Annotated in this window: 16 protein-coding genes; 2 read left to right on the forward strand and 14 right to left on the reverse strand. The window is 59.1% G+C overall.

What is annotated here, in order from left to right:
• Positions 1–43: 43 nt before the first annotated feature.
• On the reverse strand, positions 44–556 hold the full coding sequence (gene def / locus ACFVTJ_RS15335) for a peptide deformylase (protein ID WP_386908754.1): 513 nt from the start codon (positions 554–556) through the stop codon (positions 44–46).
• A 149-nt stretch (positions 557–705) separates the two neighbouring features.
• Between def and ACFVTJ_RS15340 the strand changes: the two genes are divergently transcribed.
• A complete protein-coding gene (locus ACFVTJ_RS15340) occupies positions 706–1899 on the forward strand; it encodes a DNA recombination protein RmuC (protein ID WP_386908756.1) in 1194 nt (397 codons plus the stop codon).
• A 54-nt stretch (positions 1900–1953) separates the two neighbouring features.
• A complete protein-coding gene (locus tag ACFVTJ_RS15345; RefSeq protein WP_386908757.1) occupies positions 1954–2853 on the forward strand; it encodes a ribokinase in 900 nt (299 codons plus the stop codon).
• 37 nt (positions 2854–2890) lie between these two features.
• Here ACFVTJ_RS15345 and trmB read toward each other — a convergent pair whose 3' ends face one another.
• The 13 genes from trmB to ACFVTJ_RS15410 form a co-directional block, all read right to left on the reverse strand.
• The gene (trmB, locus tag ACFVTJ_RS15350) at positions 2891–3589 is read right to left on the reverse strand and encodes a tRNA (guanosine(46)-N7)-methyltransferase TrmB (protein WP_386908759.1); all 699 of its coding nucleotides are present in this window, start codon (positions 3587–3589) and stop codon (positions 2891–2893) included.
• Positions 3590–3758: 169 nt separating this feature from the next.
• Positions 3759–5021: a methionine adenosyltransferase gene (metK, locus tag ACFVTJ_RS15355; protein WP_386908761.1), complete on the reverse strand. Its 1263-nt coding sequence runs from the start codon at positions 5019–5021 to the stop codon at positions 3759–3761.
• Positions 5022–5219: 198 nt separating this feature from the next.
• The gene (locus ACFVTJ_RS15360) at positions 5220–5639 is read right to left on the reverse strand and encodes a helix-turn-helix domain-containing protein (protein ID WP_026363797.1); all 420 of its coding nucleotides are present in this window, start codon (positions 5637–5639) and stop codon (positions 5220–5222) included.
• A gap of 133 nt (positions 5640–5772) precedes the next feature.
• The gene (gene lnt / locus ACFVTJ_RS15365; protein ID WP_386908763.1) at positions 5773–7362 is read right to left on the reverse strand and encodes an apolipoprotein N-acyltransferase; all 1590 of its coding nucleotides are present in this window, start codon (positions 7360–7362) and stop codon (positions 5773–5775) included.
• Between the two features lie 205 nt (positions 7363–7567).
• Positions 7568–8707, reverse strand: a complete 1140-nt coding sequence (locus tag ACFVTJ_RS15370; protein WP_386908764.1) for a hemolysin family protein — start codon at positions 8705–8707, stop codon at positions 7568–7570.
• Positions 8708–8722: 15 nt separating this feature from the next.
• Positions 8723–9229, reverse strand: a complete 507-nt coding sequence (gene ybeY / locus ACFVTJ_RS15375; RefSeq protein WP_386908765.1) for an rRNA maturation RNase YbeY — start codon at positions 9227–9229, stop codon at positions 8723–8725.
• 10 nt (positions 9230–9239) lie between these two features.
• Positions 9240–10295, reverse strand: coding sequence for a PhoH family protein (locus ACFVTJ_RS15380; protein WP_078051331.1), 1056 nt, complete (start codon positions 10293–10295; stop codon positions 9240–9242).
• A 40-nt stretch (positions 10296–10335) separates the two neighbouring features.
• On the reverse strand, positions 10336–11739 hold the full coding sequence (gene miaB, locus ACFVTJ_RS15385; RefSeq protein ID WP_386908768.1) for a tRNA (N6-isopentenyl adenosine(37)-C2)-methylthiotransferase MiaB: 1404 nt from the start codon (positions 11737–11739) through the stop codon (positions 10336–10338).
• A 65-nt stretch (positions 11740–11804) separates the two neighbouring features.
• A complete protein-coding gene (locus ACFVTJ_RS15390; protein WP_386908770.1) occupies positions 11805–12599 on the reverse strand; it encodes a lysophospholipid acyltransferase family protein in 795 nt (264 codons plus the stop codon).
• A 30-nt stretch (positions 12600–12629) separates the two neighbouring features.
• Complete coding sequence (locus ACFVTJ_RS15395) at positions 12630–13058, reverse strand: Fur family transcriptional regulator (protein WP_386908772.1); 429 nt, start codon at positions 13056–13058, stop codon at positions 12630–12632.
• A gap of 63 nt (positions 13059–13121) precedes the next feature.
• Complete coding sequence (locus tag ACFVTJ_RS15400) at positions 13122–13616, reverse strand: GNAT family N-acetyltransferase (protein WP_386908774.1); 495 nt, start codon at positions 13614–13616, stop codon at positions 13122–13124.
• Between the two features lie 42 nt (positions 13617–13658).
• Positions 13659–14327: a tRNA (adenosine(37)-N6)-threonylcarbamoyltransferase complex dimerization subunit type 1 TsaB gene (tsaB, locus tag ACFVTJ_RS15405; RefSeq protein ID WP_386908776.1), complete on the reverse strand. Its 669-nt coding sequence runs from the start codon at positions 14325–14327 to the stop codon at positions 13659–13661.
• A gap of 16 nt (positions 14328–14343) precedes the next feature.
• A complete protein-coding gene (locus ACFVTJ_RS15410) occupies positions 14344–14907 on the reverse strand; it encodes a NifU family protein (protein WP_386908777.1) in 564 nt (187 codons plus the stop codon).
• Between the last annotated feature and the right edge of the window lie 32 nt (positions 14908–14939).

Raw genomic sequence — 14939 nt, forward strand, 5'->3', positions numbered from 1 at the left:
CCGCCCCCTGCCCTGTCGTCCATTCCAGCCCGAAGAGGACGGATCAGACCTTTGCGCGGGCCGCTTTCGTGAATTTCTTGATGACCATGTCGCGCTTCAGCCGCGAAATATGGTCGATGAACAGAACACCGTTGAGGTGATCGATCTCGTGCTGCAGGCAGGTTGCCAGCAGACCATCCGCCTCAACCGTCTGCTGCTTGCCGTCACGACCGACATATTGCACCGTGAGCGACGCGGGGCGCTCCACCTCGGCATAATAATCGGGAATGGAAAGACAGCCTTCCTCATAGGTCGAGATATCGTCCGATACCTTGAGGATTTCCGGATTGATGAAGACGATCGGGGTTTTTTCCTCGCCTTCACGCGCAACATCGATCACCAGCATGCGGCGCGGCACGCCGATCTGAATGGCGGCGAGGCCGATACCCGGCGCGTCATACATGGTTTCAAGCATATCGTCGGCAAGACGCAGCACTTCCGCATCCACCTTTTCGATGGGCTTCGATTGCTGGCGCAGCACGGGATCGGGCAAAATGATAAGCGGTTTGATGGTCATGGCTTCCCATAACGTATCTCTCGCGCCGAGGAAATAAAAAACACGATGGTGAAAACCGCCCGCGGCATCCGCTGTGACCGACTCATTTCCGCCGCAGGAATGTTCTTGTTTTGATCTTCCGAATCATTGGAAATCTGCTAGATTTAATCATGAGCATAGACTTCTCCGTTCTCCTTGAGCCTGCGCTGCGGGCTGGCTCCGTCGATATCAGCTTCGGCGCGCTTCTTGCTGTCGTGGTTTTCGGCCTTGTCGTTACGTGGCTCGTCACGGCAAACCAGTCGAAAAAAGCGGGAGGCGATGGTGAAATCTCTGACCTGCTAAAAACGCAATCCGAATTGCATGGACGGATCGCGGCCATGGCGGAAACGCTTGGCACGCGCCAGAGCGAGATGAGCCAGACGCTGAACCAGCGCCTTGATGGCATGTCGCAGCGCCTTGGCGAAACGCTGACGGAGCAGACCCGGTCGACCCATGAAAATCTGAGCCGCCTGCAGGAGCGCCTCGCGGTCATCGATGCCGCACAGGGCAATATTCAGGATCTGGCCAAGGACGTGGTCGGGCTTCAGGCGATCCTTTCCAACAAACAGACGCGCGGCGCCTTCGGACAGGCGCGCATGGAGACGCTGATCGCCGACGCCCTGCCGCCGGGAGCCTTTCAGCTTCAGCCGACACTTTCCAACGGTTACCGGCCGGACTGCACCATCAAGATGCCAAACAATGCACCGCCGCTGGTCATCGACGCGAAATTCCCGCTGGAGGCATGGAACGCCATTAAGGCGGATGAGACGCCCGAAACCAAACGCGCCGCCGTGCAGCAGTTCCGCCGCGATATGGAAGTCCATATTCGCGACGTCGCCGAGAAATATCTCATTCGTGGCGAGACACAGGATACAGCCTTCATCTTCGTGCCGTCCGAGTCCATCTTTGCCGATATCCATCAGCATTTCGAATATCTGGTACAGCGCGCCCATCGCGCCCGGGTCGTGATCGTATCACCCTCGCTTCTGATGCTCTCTGTGCAGGTCATCCAGTCCGTGCTGAAGGACCAGCGCATGCGCGAGCAGGCGCATCTCATTCAGGGTGAAGTGGCGCTGCTCATGGACGATGTGCGGCGGCTGGACGACAGGACGCGCAAGCTGCAGGCCCATTTCGGGCTGGCGCAGAAGGACGTCGACATGATGCTCATCTCCTCCGACAAGGTACTGGCCCGTGGCCAGAAGATCGAGGGACTCGATTTCTCACCAACGGAAAAAGACGCGCCGCAGGGAGAAATCGAGCAGGCCCGGCGCTTTGCGGAAAACCGAACCGGCGCAGCCAAATTGCGGGTGGTTGACGACGAGTGATCGTCTCGGGCAAAGTCGCCGCCTTGCTTAAATTTCATACGGACCCAGCGCCCCATGATTACTGTTTTCGGCTCCATCAACATGGACCTCGTCGCCACCGCTAAACGCCTGCCTAAGCCCGGTGAAACCGTGACGGGCGAGACCTTTTCCACGGCCGCCGGTGGCAAGGGCGCCAATCAGGCGCTGGCCGCCCGGCGTGCGGGCACCACCGTCAAGATGGCAGGCGCTGCGGGCGATGACACCTTTGCCGCTCCGGCACTGACCTTGCTGCGCGACGCGGGAACCGATCTGTCATTGGTCAAAACCACGCCCGGCCCGACTGGAACGGCAGTAATCCTGATCGGTGAAGGCGGGGAGAACATGATTTCGGTCATTCCCGCCGCCAATGGCGAAGTTTCCGCCGCCGATGCCGCAAAGACCATATCCGAAATGGCCGCGGGCGACATTCTGATGCTGCAGTTCGAGATACCGGCGCCCGCCATCGAAGCCGCTTTGGCGTCCGCAAAGGCAAGACGCATCACCACTGTCATCAACACCGCACCGTTGACCGCAGACGGCCCTCGGCTTGCCGGCCTCGCCGACATCGTCATTGCCAACGAAACCGAGTTCGAGCTGCTGATCGGCAAGAATGGCCTCTCCGGCGACGAGCGGGAAACCGAACTCAAGGCACTTCACGAGAGGACCGGCCAGACTTTGATCGTCACGCTTGGTGCGGATGGCGTTATCGCCATTCGTAATGGCAAGGTCTACAGGGCTTCCGGCCTGAAGATCGAGCCGGTGGATACGGTTGGTGCGGGCGATACTTTCTGCGGATATCTCGCCGCCAGCCTCGATCAGGGAATGGATTTCGAAAAGGCGCTGAAGCGCGCCGCCGTTGCAGGCTCACTCGCCTGCACGCGGGCCGGCGCGCAGCCTTCCATTCCACAGGCTGTGGACGTGGATGCGGCCCTTTGAGGGATCTTACCGTGAGCACATTTTTACTGGAAATGCTTTAGCGACGGATGAAGGTGAGGTAGGCCGAGCTGCGGCCTTCTCTTTTTGCCTTGTTCTCGTAACGCGTACCCGGCCAGTTAGCATAGGGCGTGCGCCAGTCATCAGCGCTTGTCGCCGTCCATTCAAAACCGCCATGCCGGGCGCAATGCTGCAGCGTCCAGTTGACGTAAGTGCCGATGTCTGACGCAAAGCAGAACTTGCCACCGCGTTTCAACACGCGATGGAAACGGGCGAGATTGACGTCTGACACGAAACGCCGCTTCCAGTGCTTCTTCTTCGGCCACGGATCGGGATAAAGCAGATCGATATGATCGATCGATCCCTCAGGCAGCCAGTCGAGCAGCTGCGTCGCATCATCGTCGTAAAGACGGATATTCATCAGTTCACGTTCGCGAACCGTGGCGAGCAGCTTGGCCATGGAGTTGACAAAGGGCTCGACGCCGATGAAACCTATCTCGGGATTTTCGACCGCGCGGTGGGCGAGATGCTCGCCACCGCCGAAACCGATCTCCAGACGGATCGATCGGACATCCGCCGGAAAGAGCGCGACGAGATTTTGCGGGGGCGCGCTTTCCAGATCGATTTTCAGCAAGGGCAGCAGATTTTCGATTGTATCGACCTGCTGATGGCGCAAAGGCTTGCCCTTGCGTCTGCCAAAAAACGCTTCCGTCGCGCGCGAACGCCGTTCTTCCGTCATCTCATACTCTCAAGACCAAATAGACTTAACCCGCACAGCACCCGTGAGGCACTGTGCGGGTTACAAAACTTGGTGACGGTATCTCTCAATCGCCGCCAAATAACAAGCGCGATATCTGGTTGACGCATTTTCCGAACGTAAAACTGCTACGCACTTTTACTGGAAATGCTTAAGCGCTCAAAGCTTCCTTGAGCGGCTTCACCAGATCGAGCTTCTCCCAGGAGAAGGAACCGTCACGGCCAGCCTTACGGCCGAAATGACCGTAGGAAGACGTCTTGGCGTATATCGGCTTGTTAAGATCGAGATGACGGCGGATGCCCGATGGCGACAGGTCCATGACCTTGCGGATTGCGGCTTCGACCTGATCTTCGCTGACCTTGCCCGTGCCGTGCAGATCGACATAGATCGACAGCGGCTGGGCGATGCCGATCGCGTAGGAGATCTGGATCGTGCAGCGTTCGGCAAGACCGGCAGCAACGACGTTCTTGGCGAGGTAGCGCGCGGCATAGGCGGCGGAACGGTCGACCTTGGTCGTGTCCTTGCCGGAGAATGCGCCACCGCCATGGGGGGCGGCACCGCCATAGGTGTCGACGATGATCTTGCGGCCGGTCAGACCGGCATCACCATCAGGACCGCCGATAACGAACTTGCCCGTCGGGTTGATATACCACTGGCAATCGTCTGCGATCTTCAGGTCACCCAGAGCTTCGCGGATATAGGGTTCGACAACGGCGCGAACCTTCTTCGAATCCCAGCTTGCATCGAGATGCTGCGTGGACAGAACGATGGATACGGCTTCGGAAGCCTTGCCGTCGACGTAACGAACCGTCACCTGGCTCTTGGCATCGGGGCCGAGCTTCGCCGCTTCGCCTTCGCCGCTCTTACGGGCGGTGGCGAGCAGCTGCAGGATGCGGTGAGAATAATAAATCGGCGCCGGCATGAGGTCTGGCGTTTCCTTGCAGGCGTAACCGAACATGATGCCCTGGTCGCCGGCACCCTCGTCGCCCTGCTTGTCGGAAGCGTTGTCCACGCCCTGCGCGATATCAGCAGACTGCGGGTGCAGGAGAACGTCGATCTTGGCGGTCTTCCAGTGGAAACCATCCTGTTCGTATCCGATGTCGCGGATCGCCTTGCGGGCGGCGGACTTGAACTTCGAAGGGTTGATGACCGGATGCCCGGAAGCGTCCTTGACGATCTTGCCGTCCTTGTCCTTCTTCAGAAGCGTATCGGGAACGCGAACTTCACCGGCAATAACAACGCGGTTTGTCGTCGCAAGCGTTTCACATGCGATGCGCACGGTCCACGGGTCAACACCCGTCTTCGTCGCTTCACGGTATATGAGATCCACGATTTCATCGGAAATACGATCACAAACCTTGTCCGGATGACCCTCGGCCACGGACTCGCTGGTGAACAGGTAATTGGCACGCATGCGGGATTCCCCTCAAAGAATGGTCTTCGAGTTTGTTAGTCATTTCGGCCGTGAAAAACAAGGACACAACCACATAAATATATCTTTATGTGAGAATTCCTTTCTAATCGGGCACAAAAAAACGGTCCTTGCGGACCGTTGAGTGCCCGGCATCCCGTGCCGGAAATTTTCTGCATCTCTGCCTCGCGCGGGCTACGCTTACTCGGCGTCACCCTCGGCGGCCAGCGCCTTGACGAGATCAACGAGACGACGGCGAACCTTGGGATCGGCGATCTTCACGAAGGCGCGGTTCAACTGCAGACCTTCGGCCGAGGACAGAAAGTCGACCACGTAATTTGAGCTCGACGCTTCCGCCATGCCGGTCGTGCCGCCGACCTGATCACCGGGTGCATCCTCGAAGAAAAAGGAAACGGGCACATTGAGGATCGCGGAAATGTTCTGGAGGCGGCTGGCGCCAACGCGGTTCGTGCCTTTTTCATATTTCTGGATTTGCTGAAAGGTAATTCCGAGGCTTTCTCCCAGCTTCTCCTGGCTCATTCCGAGCATGGTTCTGCGAAGGCGAATTCGGCTTCCGACATGAATGTCGATGGGATTAGGCTTTTTCTTATTCTCGGTCATCATGCGGTCCTGACACTCGGAAAGGGTTGATATCTCGCTTCGCTACTATTCGAAGAAATGAGTCGGCAATTCGACAGCGTCTAAACTTGTTTTACGACTGACGTATTCACTATGCAATTACAGGGGTTCCCGGTCAATTCTGGCGCCGAGCGAAACTCAAGGCGGGAAATACCGCAACGATCATCATTATAGAAAAAATCAACCAGAAATACGTCCGATGTATGTCGTAAGTTAATGCGTCATTGGACCCACCACTCAAAGTGGCGTCAACAATTCCCACCCGACCATAGTCCAGCCCGGCAATAATGCGGCCATAGGGGTCTATGACAGCCGAAATTCCGGTATTGGCGCCGCGAATCACCGGCACGCCCGTCTCCACGGCGCGTACCCTTGCCTGCAGAAAATGCTGGTAAGGACCGGGTGTGTCACCAAACCAACCGTCATTCGTCACATTCAGGATCGCTGCCGCCCCCTGAAGACCCGGCGTCATCTCCCCCGGGAAAATGATCTCGTAACAGATCAGCGGATAGAAAGTCTTGCCCGAAGGAAGCGTGAGTGGTGTGCGCGACGAGGCGGCCGAAAAGCCGCCCGGCAGGGCAATGACATTGTCGATGCCGAACTCCCGCAGGATGCCTTCAAACGGAACATATTCGCCAAAGGGCGTCAGGTGCACCTTGTCGGTCGCGCCGATAATCTCACCCTGACTGTCGATCGCATAGACGGAATTGTAATAGCGCGGCGGCCGGCCGGCGCCCTGATCTTCCATCCTGACGGCGCCGGTAAACAGCACCTGTCCATCCTCCAGCGTTTTAGCGATTTCTGCGAGGGCGTCCGGATTTTGCGTCAGGATGAACGGCACGGAGGTTTCCGGCCAGACGATGATGTCGGGGCGTTTTTTTCCTTCACCCGGCGGCAGGGCGGACAGCCGCAGATGCTCTGCGAAAATCTCCGCCCGGTCGGCATTCAGCATCTTGCGGGATTGATCGATGGACGGCTGCACGATGCGGACAGTGAGCGCGTCCGCCGGTGTCTCCGCCGGTGTCTGCAGGCGGTAAAAGCCATAGCCGAAGTGAGCGGCCAGCAGCAGGCCAGCCAGCGCCAGTCCCGGTCCCATGCCTTTTTTCGTGCCGATCAGCGCCGGCGCGGCGAAGATGAAGACCGCGAGCGTCGTGATGCTGAAAAGCCCGAGCAGATGCGCCGACTGCATCATGATCGGGACGGGCATGATGCCGTAGCCGATAGCGTTCCAGGGAAAGCCGGTCGCGATGAAACTGCGCAGCCATTCGGACAAGCCGAAGGCGGCAGCAAGCGCCGCAATCCGGCCAAGGCCATCCGACCAGAGAAGATTGGCGGCAGCGACGGCAAAACCGTAAAACAGCGCCAGCAATGCCGGCAGACCGATAATTGCGAGCGGCAGTGCCCAGGCGAATTCATCGGCCTCCAAGAGGAGAGCATTGCCCAGCCACCACAGACCCGCCACGAAATAACCAAAGCCGAAACACCAGCCGATGCCAAAGGCAGGCAGGATGCGGCTAAAGAGGCCACCGTCCGGCTTGCCGGTGCAGCCGTCCACGAGCCAGACAAGCAGGGTGAAAGACAAGAAAAGCGCTGCGAAAAAGCCAATTGGAGGCAAAGCGAGCGCCCCGACCGCACCCGCAGCAATCGCCATCCCTGCGCGGCTCATGCCGCCGGCCAGCATTACCCTGCCTGCAAGACGCTCCATGCCATCTCCGTTTAAGCGCGACTGGAAAAGCCCGCTCCCGGCGAGGCCGCGCCACGGAATTTCCCCTCAGACCTGACGTAAAGTAAAAAAGATTCGCAGTCCACAGGAGGGATGGTGGCCGCAGACTCCTGCGGCCTTTTGGCTATTCCAATCTGCCTAATCCCCAGTCTTGAGACAAAGGTGACGGGGCTTCCCGTCACCGTCTCTAGTCGGCGTTCTGCTGGTGCGTGATCAGGCGAACGTCCGGCGCGGGCAGTGCGATAACCCCGCTGGCTTCACCCGGAGCCCGGTCATCCTCCCCTTCCGAGCCATGATCACGGACGATACGGACGCCTTTGATACGCCGGCTGTCCGCATCGAGAATCTGAAACTCGAAGCCGGGCACGGCTCGAACCACCTCGCCCTTGGCGGGAATGCGACCAAGTGCGAAAAAGATGAGGCCGCCGAGCGTGTCGATTTCTTCGAGATGTTCACGCACATCGAATTCGGGACCGATTGCCTCGGCAAGTTCGATGAGTTCCGCGCGGGCATCGGCCACGAGCACGTCGGGGGATAGGCGCGAAAACATCGCCTCGTCCTTGTCGTGCTCGTCATCGATATCGCCAACGACCATCTCGACGATATCCTCATGGCTGACGAGACCGTCCGTGCCGCCATATTCATCGATCACGAGGGCCAGCTGCGTTCGCTGGGCCTGCATCGTCTTCAAGAGATCGGAAGCAAGCATCGAGGGTGGTGCGAAGAGAATTTTGCGCACGAGACCGGCATCGGCGACCGTCTGTTCAAGATCGACCCGCGCCAGATCGAAATTGGGACGCGGTGAGCGCGGCGCTTTCACCTCGCCATAAGCGACGCTGCGCGAGCCCGCCCGACGTTTGTTGCGGGCCTGCTTGGCGACATAGGCCAGGAGATCGCGAATGTGGATCATGCCCTTCGGATCATCCAGCGTCTCGTCATAGACAGGCATGCGGGAGCGTCCGGTTTCCTCGAAGAGAATCAGCGCGTCGCCGATCGTCATGTTTTGGTCGAGACCGTCGATATCGACGCGCGGGATCATGATATCTTCGACCCTGATCTCGCGGAAACGGAGGATATTGTTCAACATCGCCCGTTCTTCAGGAGAAAAGGCGGCACCGATTTCGGTGTCGGCCATCAGCGCGTCGGTCAGATCCTCGCGAAGACGCTCACCCTGTGACGGTTTCAGCAACCGCCCTATGCGCGACCAGATCGTCGATCTCGGCTTTGCATTGGAATCGTTCCGTAAGTGACTACTGCCCTCCTCCGAAGAGGACTGCTCGCCGTTTTCTCTGCCCTCATTGGCAGGTCGTGCAGAATGTTCGTTCATGGCTCCAGACAATATTTAAAGCGGTTCTTGACCCGCGTAGGGATCAGATAGGCCAAGCACCGCCAAAATGCGAGTCTCAAGCGACTCCATTTCTTCCGCTTCTTCCTCGTCCATGTGGTCATAACCGAACAAATGCAGAAACCCGTGGACGAGCAGATGGGTCAGATGATCCTCGAAACTCTTGTCAAGTTCAAGAGCCTCCCGCGCAACCGTCTCGCGGGCGATGACGATATCGCCCAGCATCGGGCCAGGCATTCCGCCCGGCTCCAGCGGAAAAGCGGGGAAAGACAGGACGTTGGTCGCCTTGTCCTTGTCGCGCCATTCGGCGTTGATTTCCCGGATATTTTCATCATCGGTGAAGACCAGCGACAGTTCGACCGGCGTTTTCGGAAAGGGTTGTTCCTCTTCCCGCTTCAGAAAATCGACGGCCGCCTCCAGAACCTTCGTGGAGAAGGCGACCAAGTCTTCTTCCGAGGGCCAGCCTTCGGCCTCGACGCTGATTTGAATATCCAGAACTGTCATTGTCTTTAGGTCAGCTGCCCTTCACGAGGCTTTCATCCGGCACGGCCGTGTGGGATTCATAAGCCCGGACAATGCGTGCCACCATGGGATGGCGGACGACATCGACATCCTTGAAGCGCACGACGGACACACCTTCCACATCGGTGAGGATTTGAAGGGCTTCGACAAGACCGGACTTCACGCCGCGCGGAAGGTCCACCTGGCTTGGGTCACCGGTCACGATCATGCGGCCGTTCTCACCGAGACGGGTGAGGAACATCTTCATTTGCATCGTCGTGGTGTTCTGGGCTTCATCCAGAATGACGGCAGCATTGGCAAGGGTACGGCCGCGCATGAAAGCCAGCGGCGCGATTTCGATGACGCCCGCCTGAATGGCACGCTCCACCTTGTCACCCGGCATCATGTCATAAAGCGCGTCGTAAAGCGGGCGGAGATAGGGATCGACCTTTTCCTTCATGTCGCCCGGCAGGAAGCCTAGGCGTTCGCCCGCTTCCACCGCAGGACGCGACAGGATGATGCGGTCGACCGCGCCACGCTCCAGAAGCTGTGCGGCATGAGCCACGGCCAGATAGGTCTTGCCGGTGCCGGCGGGGCCGACGCCGAAAACCAGTTCGGACTGCTCCAGCGCCCGCATGTAGACATCCTGCGTCGGCGTGCGGGCAGCGATGGTCTTCTTGCGGGTGGAAATCTGCGCCATGGAAATCTTCGCCTTGCGCTCCATCGTCGGCAAGGTCAGTTGGTCGTCCGCGGCCATGGCCATGCGGATCGCGCCTTCCACATCGGAGACCTCGGCGGTTCCGCCCTTCAGCAGGCGCTCATAAAGGAAATCCAGCGCGCGGCGGGCCTGATTGGTAGCCACGACATCGCCGGTGATGGCGACGGAGTTGCCACGCGGTCGGGCGTCGATATTGAGGCGCTGCTCCAGGAGCTTCAGGTTCTGATCGAACTGACCGAATAGCTCTCCCGCTATCCTGTTATTCTCGAACGTGAGGACGAAGTGATTGGCGTCGGTCGCGGCTTGGCGTGGCTGGCGCGATGAATTTGATACCAATTCGTGTGCGTTCAAGCGGTCAGGCTCCTGTCCCAATCAGTGTCGGCTCCTCACTCTAACTCCCTGCCACCTCGGCAAACAAGCTGTTTGGACCCGTTGCGGTGATTCGTACATTAACAATGTCACCGATTTTCAACGTCTTTGCATCAAGATTCACGGATTGCAGCCAAGGAGAGCGACCTATCAACTGTTCTGTCATGCGGCCGGGCTTTTCCAGCAGCACATCCATGGTCTTTCCGACAAGCGATTCCGCAAATTCCTTCTGCTGCCGCAGCAACAGCGTCTGCAATCTCTCCAGCCGCTCGGCCTTCACGTCTTCTGCAACCTGGTCTGTCAGATCGGCTCCCGGCGTGCCGGGGCGGGTCGAATATTTGAACGAAAAGGCCTGCGCGTATTTCACCGTCTCGACCATCGCCATCGTATCTTCGAAATCACGATCAGTCTCACCGGGGAAGCCGACAATAAAATCCCCGGACATGGCAATATCAGGGCGGGCGGCGCGGATTTTTTCGATAAGCTGGATATATTCCTCACCCGTATGGCGACGGTTCATTGCCTTCAGAATACGATCCGAGCCGGACTGAACGGGCAGGTGCAGATAGGGCATCAGGATGCGCAGATCGCGATGGGCGCCGATCAGCCGGTCATCCATGTCACGCGGGTGGCTGGTGGTGTAACGCAGCCGCGCAAGGCCCGGAATTTCGGCCAGCCTGTAGAGCAGTTCGGCCAGACCCCATTTTTCACCCTTCGGGCCTTCGCCCTGCCAGGCATTCACATTCTGGCCGAGCAGTGTGATCTCGCGCACGCCGGCATCGACGAGCTTCATCGCTTCATCGACAATCTGGCGGACCGGGCGTGACACTTCCGAACCGCGCGTATAGGGGACGACACAGAAGGTACAGAACTTGTCGCAACCTTCCTGCACCGTCAAAAACGCGGTCACGCCGCGCGTGCGCAGCGTCGCCTTTTCGGCCACCGGCAGATGCTCGAACTTGTCTTCGACCGCATATTCGGTCTCAATGACACGCTCGCCGCCACGCACCCGCTTCAGGGCGTCCGGCAGGCGATGATAGGTCTGCGGGCCGATGACGACATCGACGGCAGGGGCACGGCGCAGGATTTCTTCGCCTTCCGCCTGCGCCACGCACCCGGCAACGCCGATCATGAATTCACGTCCCTGCTCTTCGCGCGACTTTTTCATGTCACGCAGGCGGCCGAGCGCGGAATAAACCTTTTCCGCCGCCTTTTCGCGGATGTGACAGGTGTTCAAGAGAACCAGATCCGCTTCTCCCATATCCTCCGTCTGAACGTAACCATCCTTCGCCAGCGCATCGCTCATGCGGACGGAATCATAAACATTCATCTGGCAGCCATAGGTCTTGATGAAAACCTTGCGGCTGTTTGCGCCCTCGCGGGCGTTCATGGGTGAGGCGTCGAGGCCAAGTGTTTCCTGGGTCATGGCGGCTATCTAGTGTTTTTCACGGCCAGATTAAACAGAAAAATGCCGGAAAAGCTACGACGCCGCTATTTGCGCCAGCCGCCGCGCAGGCTGAAGGCCAGCATGTTGCGGATCGCGGCGGCTACATCCGTCGCAAGACGCTTGCGGTTATCCGTGCTGTGAAACGGAACGCTCTCACCGAAAGTCACGTCGACATCGATGGCGCCCGCCTTGATGACACCAAGCAGATGCGGCACCAGCGTGATGCTGCCCGGCCAGGCCGCAATGATCCGGTGGTAACGCCCCATGGCCATGCCCTGCACCCGCGTATATGCGATGGCGACAGGCTGCACGTAAACCAGCCTGCCCGGAACCTGCTCAGCGGCGGTGGAGGCGGCACCGAACAGGGAGGATTTGACGGCCAGCATGCGGTTGCCGTCCGAGGTCGTGCCTTCGGGGAAAAGGACAACGATCTCGCCGTCGGCCATGCGGCTGGCGATCTCGCTCACCTGCGCGCCCGTGCTGCGCTTCTGTTCGCGCTGAACGAAGATGCTTTTCTGCAGCCGGGCGAGCCAGCCGAAAACCGGCCAGTCGCGCACTTCGGTCTTGGCGATGAACACCACATCGGCAATGCTGCCGAGAACGAGGATATCCTTCCACGAGGCGTGGTTGACCGCCAGCATCAGTGGTTTTGCCCGCTCCACATCCCCATGCACATGCACGCGGATGCCGAGAACGTGACAGGCGATACGATGCCAGATGCGCGGAATGCGGCGGCGCAGCCGCCAGTCGAAGGCAAGCCCCAGGAGTTGCAGCGGCAGCAATACGAGCGTCACGATCAGAAGAACGATCGCGATATAGGCTGTCCGAAGCCACATCATGATGGGAATGCCCGCTTGTCCACCGGCGTCTCAGCGTTCGTCGGGTTTCAACGGCACGCCATAAAGTTCCAGCCGATGATCCACGAGCTTAAAGCCGTGCTCGCGGGCGATCTTTTCCTGAAGAGCCTCGATCTCGGCCGAATGAAACTCGATAACCACGCCGTTCTTCAGATCGATCAGGTGATCGTGGTGTTCTTCGGGCACGGTTTCATAACGCGAGCGGCCATCGCGAAAATCGTGGCGTTCGATGATACCAGTATCCTCGAACAGCTTCACCGTTCTGTAGACGGTGGAAATCGAGATGCGCGGGTCCACGGCGGAGGAACGACGGTAGAGTTCCTCGACATCGGGATGATCAGCTGATTCTTGAAGGACGCGGGCGATGACGCGGCGTTGGTCGGTCATCCGCATGCCGCGTTCGGCACAAAGCTCCTCCAAGGTTTTTGAAAGGTCTGTCACGTCTTCTGGCCTTTGAGAATTCCGGTTTGCGGCTTTCGCCGAAAAAATGCCTGTCGCAGGGAACTAGCGAAGATCGCGGCGCATGACAAGCGCCGTCGACTTTGTTCCATCCTTGGCCGTGTAATAGGCCTTGCGCTCCGCAACCGTCTTGAAGCCGAGCTTCCTGTAAAGCCCGAGTGCGGAGGCATTGTTGTTGTCTACCTCGAGGAACATGGTTTCGGCGCCGCGCATCATCGCCTCACGTACGGCCGACTGCATCAGCCGCCAGCCGAGACCGGTGCGCGAGAACCTGTCGGCCACGGCAACGGTGAGGATTTCCGCTTCGCCGGCAACTTCCCGCGCCAGCACGAAACCTCCGAGCGGCTTGCTGAAAAATGCGTTGGTCTGGCGGGCGACGGCGCCAAAAACCGATCCTTGCGTCAGCAGGCCTGAAAACTCACCGTCATTCCACGGCCGTGGGAAGCGCAAGGCATGCAAGTCCGCTACCGCGGCGCAATCCTCATGCTGCATCGGCACGATTTCGAAATAGGGTTTCCAGCTCAGGTAATCGTCAAACATCGCAAATATCGGGAATCAGAACATGCACTGATGCATGCCGTATCAGGCAACGTCCTGGCGTGCCAGCGCAAAACCGGTCTGTGGCCGGGCATCCGGTCCGCGCAGATAAAGCGGTGCAGGTTTTGGTTGGCCCGCCGGCTTGCGCGCGCCAGCACGAGCGACGGATGCAATCGGAAAATGGTCCGGACCGGACCCGGTTTCCTCGCCCGCAAACAGCGGCGCGGCGGAGCCGATGACGGCGCCATCGAAACCGGAAAGAACAGCTGTGACGTCGTCCAGAGACAGAAGTGCCGCCTCGTTGAGCGGCAATCCACCCGTATCGAATGTCTGGAGATAGGTTTCGCCGCGTTTGGCATCGAGCCCGACAGCCACGGGCCGGCCGGGATTTTCGGCCAGGTGAGACAAGGCAAGCGTCTCGAGCGTCGTAACGCCGACAGCTTCGACACCAAGCGACAGGGCAAAACCCCGCGCGGCGGCAACACCGACCCGGATGCCCGTAAAGGATCCGGGACCGATAGTCACAGCGATGCGCTCGACCTTCTGCAGCGGCAATTGCGCCTGCTGCAGGGCACCGTCAATTACGGCCATCAGCCTCTCGGCATGACCCTTGCCAATCGTTTCGCAGACCTCGCCGAGCACCCTGTCAGAGGCGCTGTCATAAATGCAGGCGGAACAATCCACACCTGACGTGTCGAGTGCAAGAACAATCATGGCCTGACTTACAGGATCATACCGCTTCGACTTCGCGCACTTCCGGCACGAAATGGCGAAGCAGGTTCTGAACGCCGTGCTTCAGCGTTGCGGTTGAGGACGGGCAACCCGAGCAGGCGCCTTTCATGTTCAGGAACACGGTACCGTCACGAAAACCGCGGAAGGTGATATCACCGCCATCCTGCGCCACGGCCGGGCGAACGCGGCTGTCCAGCAGTTCCTTGATGGTGGCGACAATGGTTTCGTCACCCTCTTCGAAGAACTCACCTTCCTCGTCCGAGACTTCGGCGGCAATCGCCGTGCCCATGATCGGCCGGCCGGACATGAAGTGCTCCATGATCGAGCCGAGGATGGCAGGCTTCAGATGCTGCCATTCCGCATCATCCTTGGTGACCGTGATGAAATCAAAACCGAAATAGACGCCGGTGATGCCCGGAATCGTGAAGAGGCGTTCCGCGAGCGGCGAAGCCTGCGCCTGCGACGCATTGAGGAACTCCACAGTCCCGCTTTCCAGCACCACCTTGCCCGGCAGGAACTTCAGCGTGGCGGGGTTGGGCGTGGCTTCCGTCTGAATGAACATCGTCATCTCCTTCGAGGTCGCGGTTCACGCCC

Origin of the sequence: Agrobacterium sp. NPDC058088 (genome assembly GCF_042885035.1) — a bacterium.
Classification (GTDB): Bacteria; Pseudomonadota; Alphaproteobacteria; order Rhizobiales; family Rhizobiaceae; genus Agrobacterium.

Coding starts and splice junctions, on each gene's coding strand:
- trmB (WP_386908759.1), bottom strand. CDS start 3,589: ATGACGGAAGAACGGCGTTCGCGCGCGACGGAAGCGTTTTTTGGCAGA.
- metK (WP_386908761.1), bottom strand. CDS start 5,021: ATGCGTGCCAATTACCTGTTCACCAGCGAGTCCGTGGCCGAGGGTCAT.
- ACFVTJ_RS15390 (WP_386908770.1), bottom strand. CDS start 12,599: ATGATGTGGCTTCGGACAGCCTATATCGCGATCGTTCTTCTGATCGTG.
- ACFVTJ_RS15345 (WP_386908757.1), top strand. CDS start 1,954: ATGATTACTGTTTTCGGCTCCATCAACATGGACCTCGTCGCCACCGCT.
- miaB (WP_386908768.1), bottom strand. CDS start 11,739: ATGACCCAGGAAACACTTGGCCTCGACGCCTCACCCATGAACGCCCGC.
- ACFVTJ_RS15340 (WP_386908756.1), top strand. CDS start 706: ATGAGCATAGACTTCTCCGTTCTCCTTGAGCCTGCGCTGCGGGCTGGC.
- ACFVTJ_RS15360 (WP_026363797.1), bottom strand. CDS start 5,639: ATGACCGAGAATAAGAAAAAGCCTAATCCCATCGACATTCATGTCGGA.
- ybeY (WP_386908765.1), bottom strand. CDS start 9,229: ATGACAGTTCTGGATATTCAAATCAGCGTCGAGGCCGAAGGCTGGCCC.
- ACFVTJ_RS15400 (WP_386908774.1), bottom strand. CDS start 13,616: ATGTTTGACGATTACCTGAGCTGGAAACCCTATTTCGAAATCGTGCCG.
- tsaB (WP_386908776.1), bottom strand. CDS start 14,327: ATGATTGTTCTTGCACTCGACACGTCAGGTGTGGATTGTTCCGCCTGC.
- ACFVTJ_RS15370 (WP_386908764.1), bottom strand. CDS start 8,707: ATGAACGAACATTCTGCACGACCTGCCAATGAGGGCAGAGAAAACGGC.
- ACFVTJ_RS15410 (WP_386908777.1), bottom strand. CDS start 14,907: ATGTTCATTCAGACGGAAGCCACGCCCAACCCCGCCACGCTGAAGTTC.
- def (WP_386908754.1), bottom strand. CDS start 556: ATGACCATCAAACCGCTTATCATTTTGCCCGATCCCGTGCTGCGCCAG.
- lnt (WP_386908763.1), bottom strand. CDS start 7,362: ATGGAGCGTCTTGCAGGCAGGGTAATGCTGGCCGGCGGCATGAGCCGC.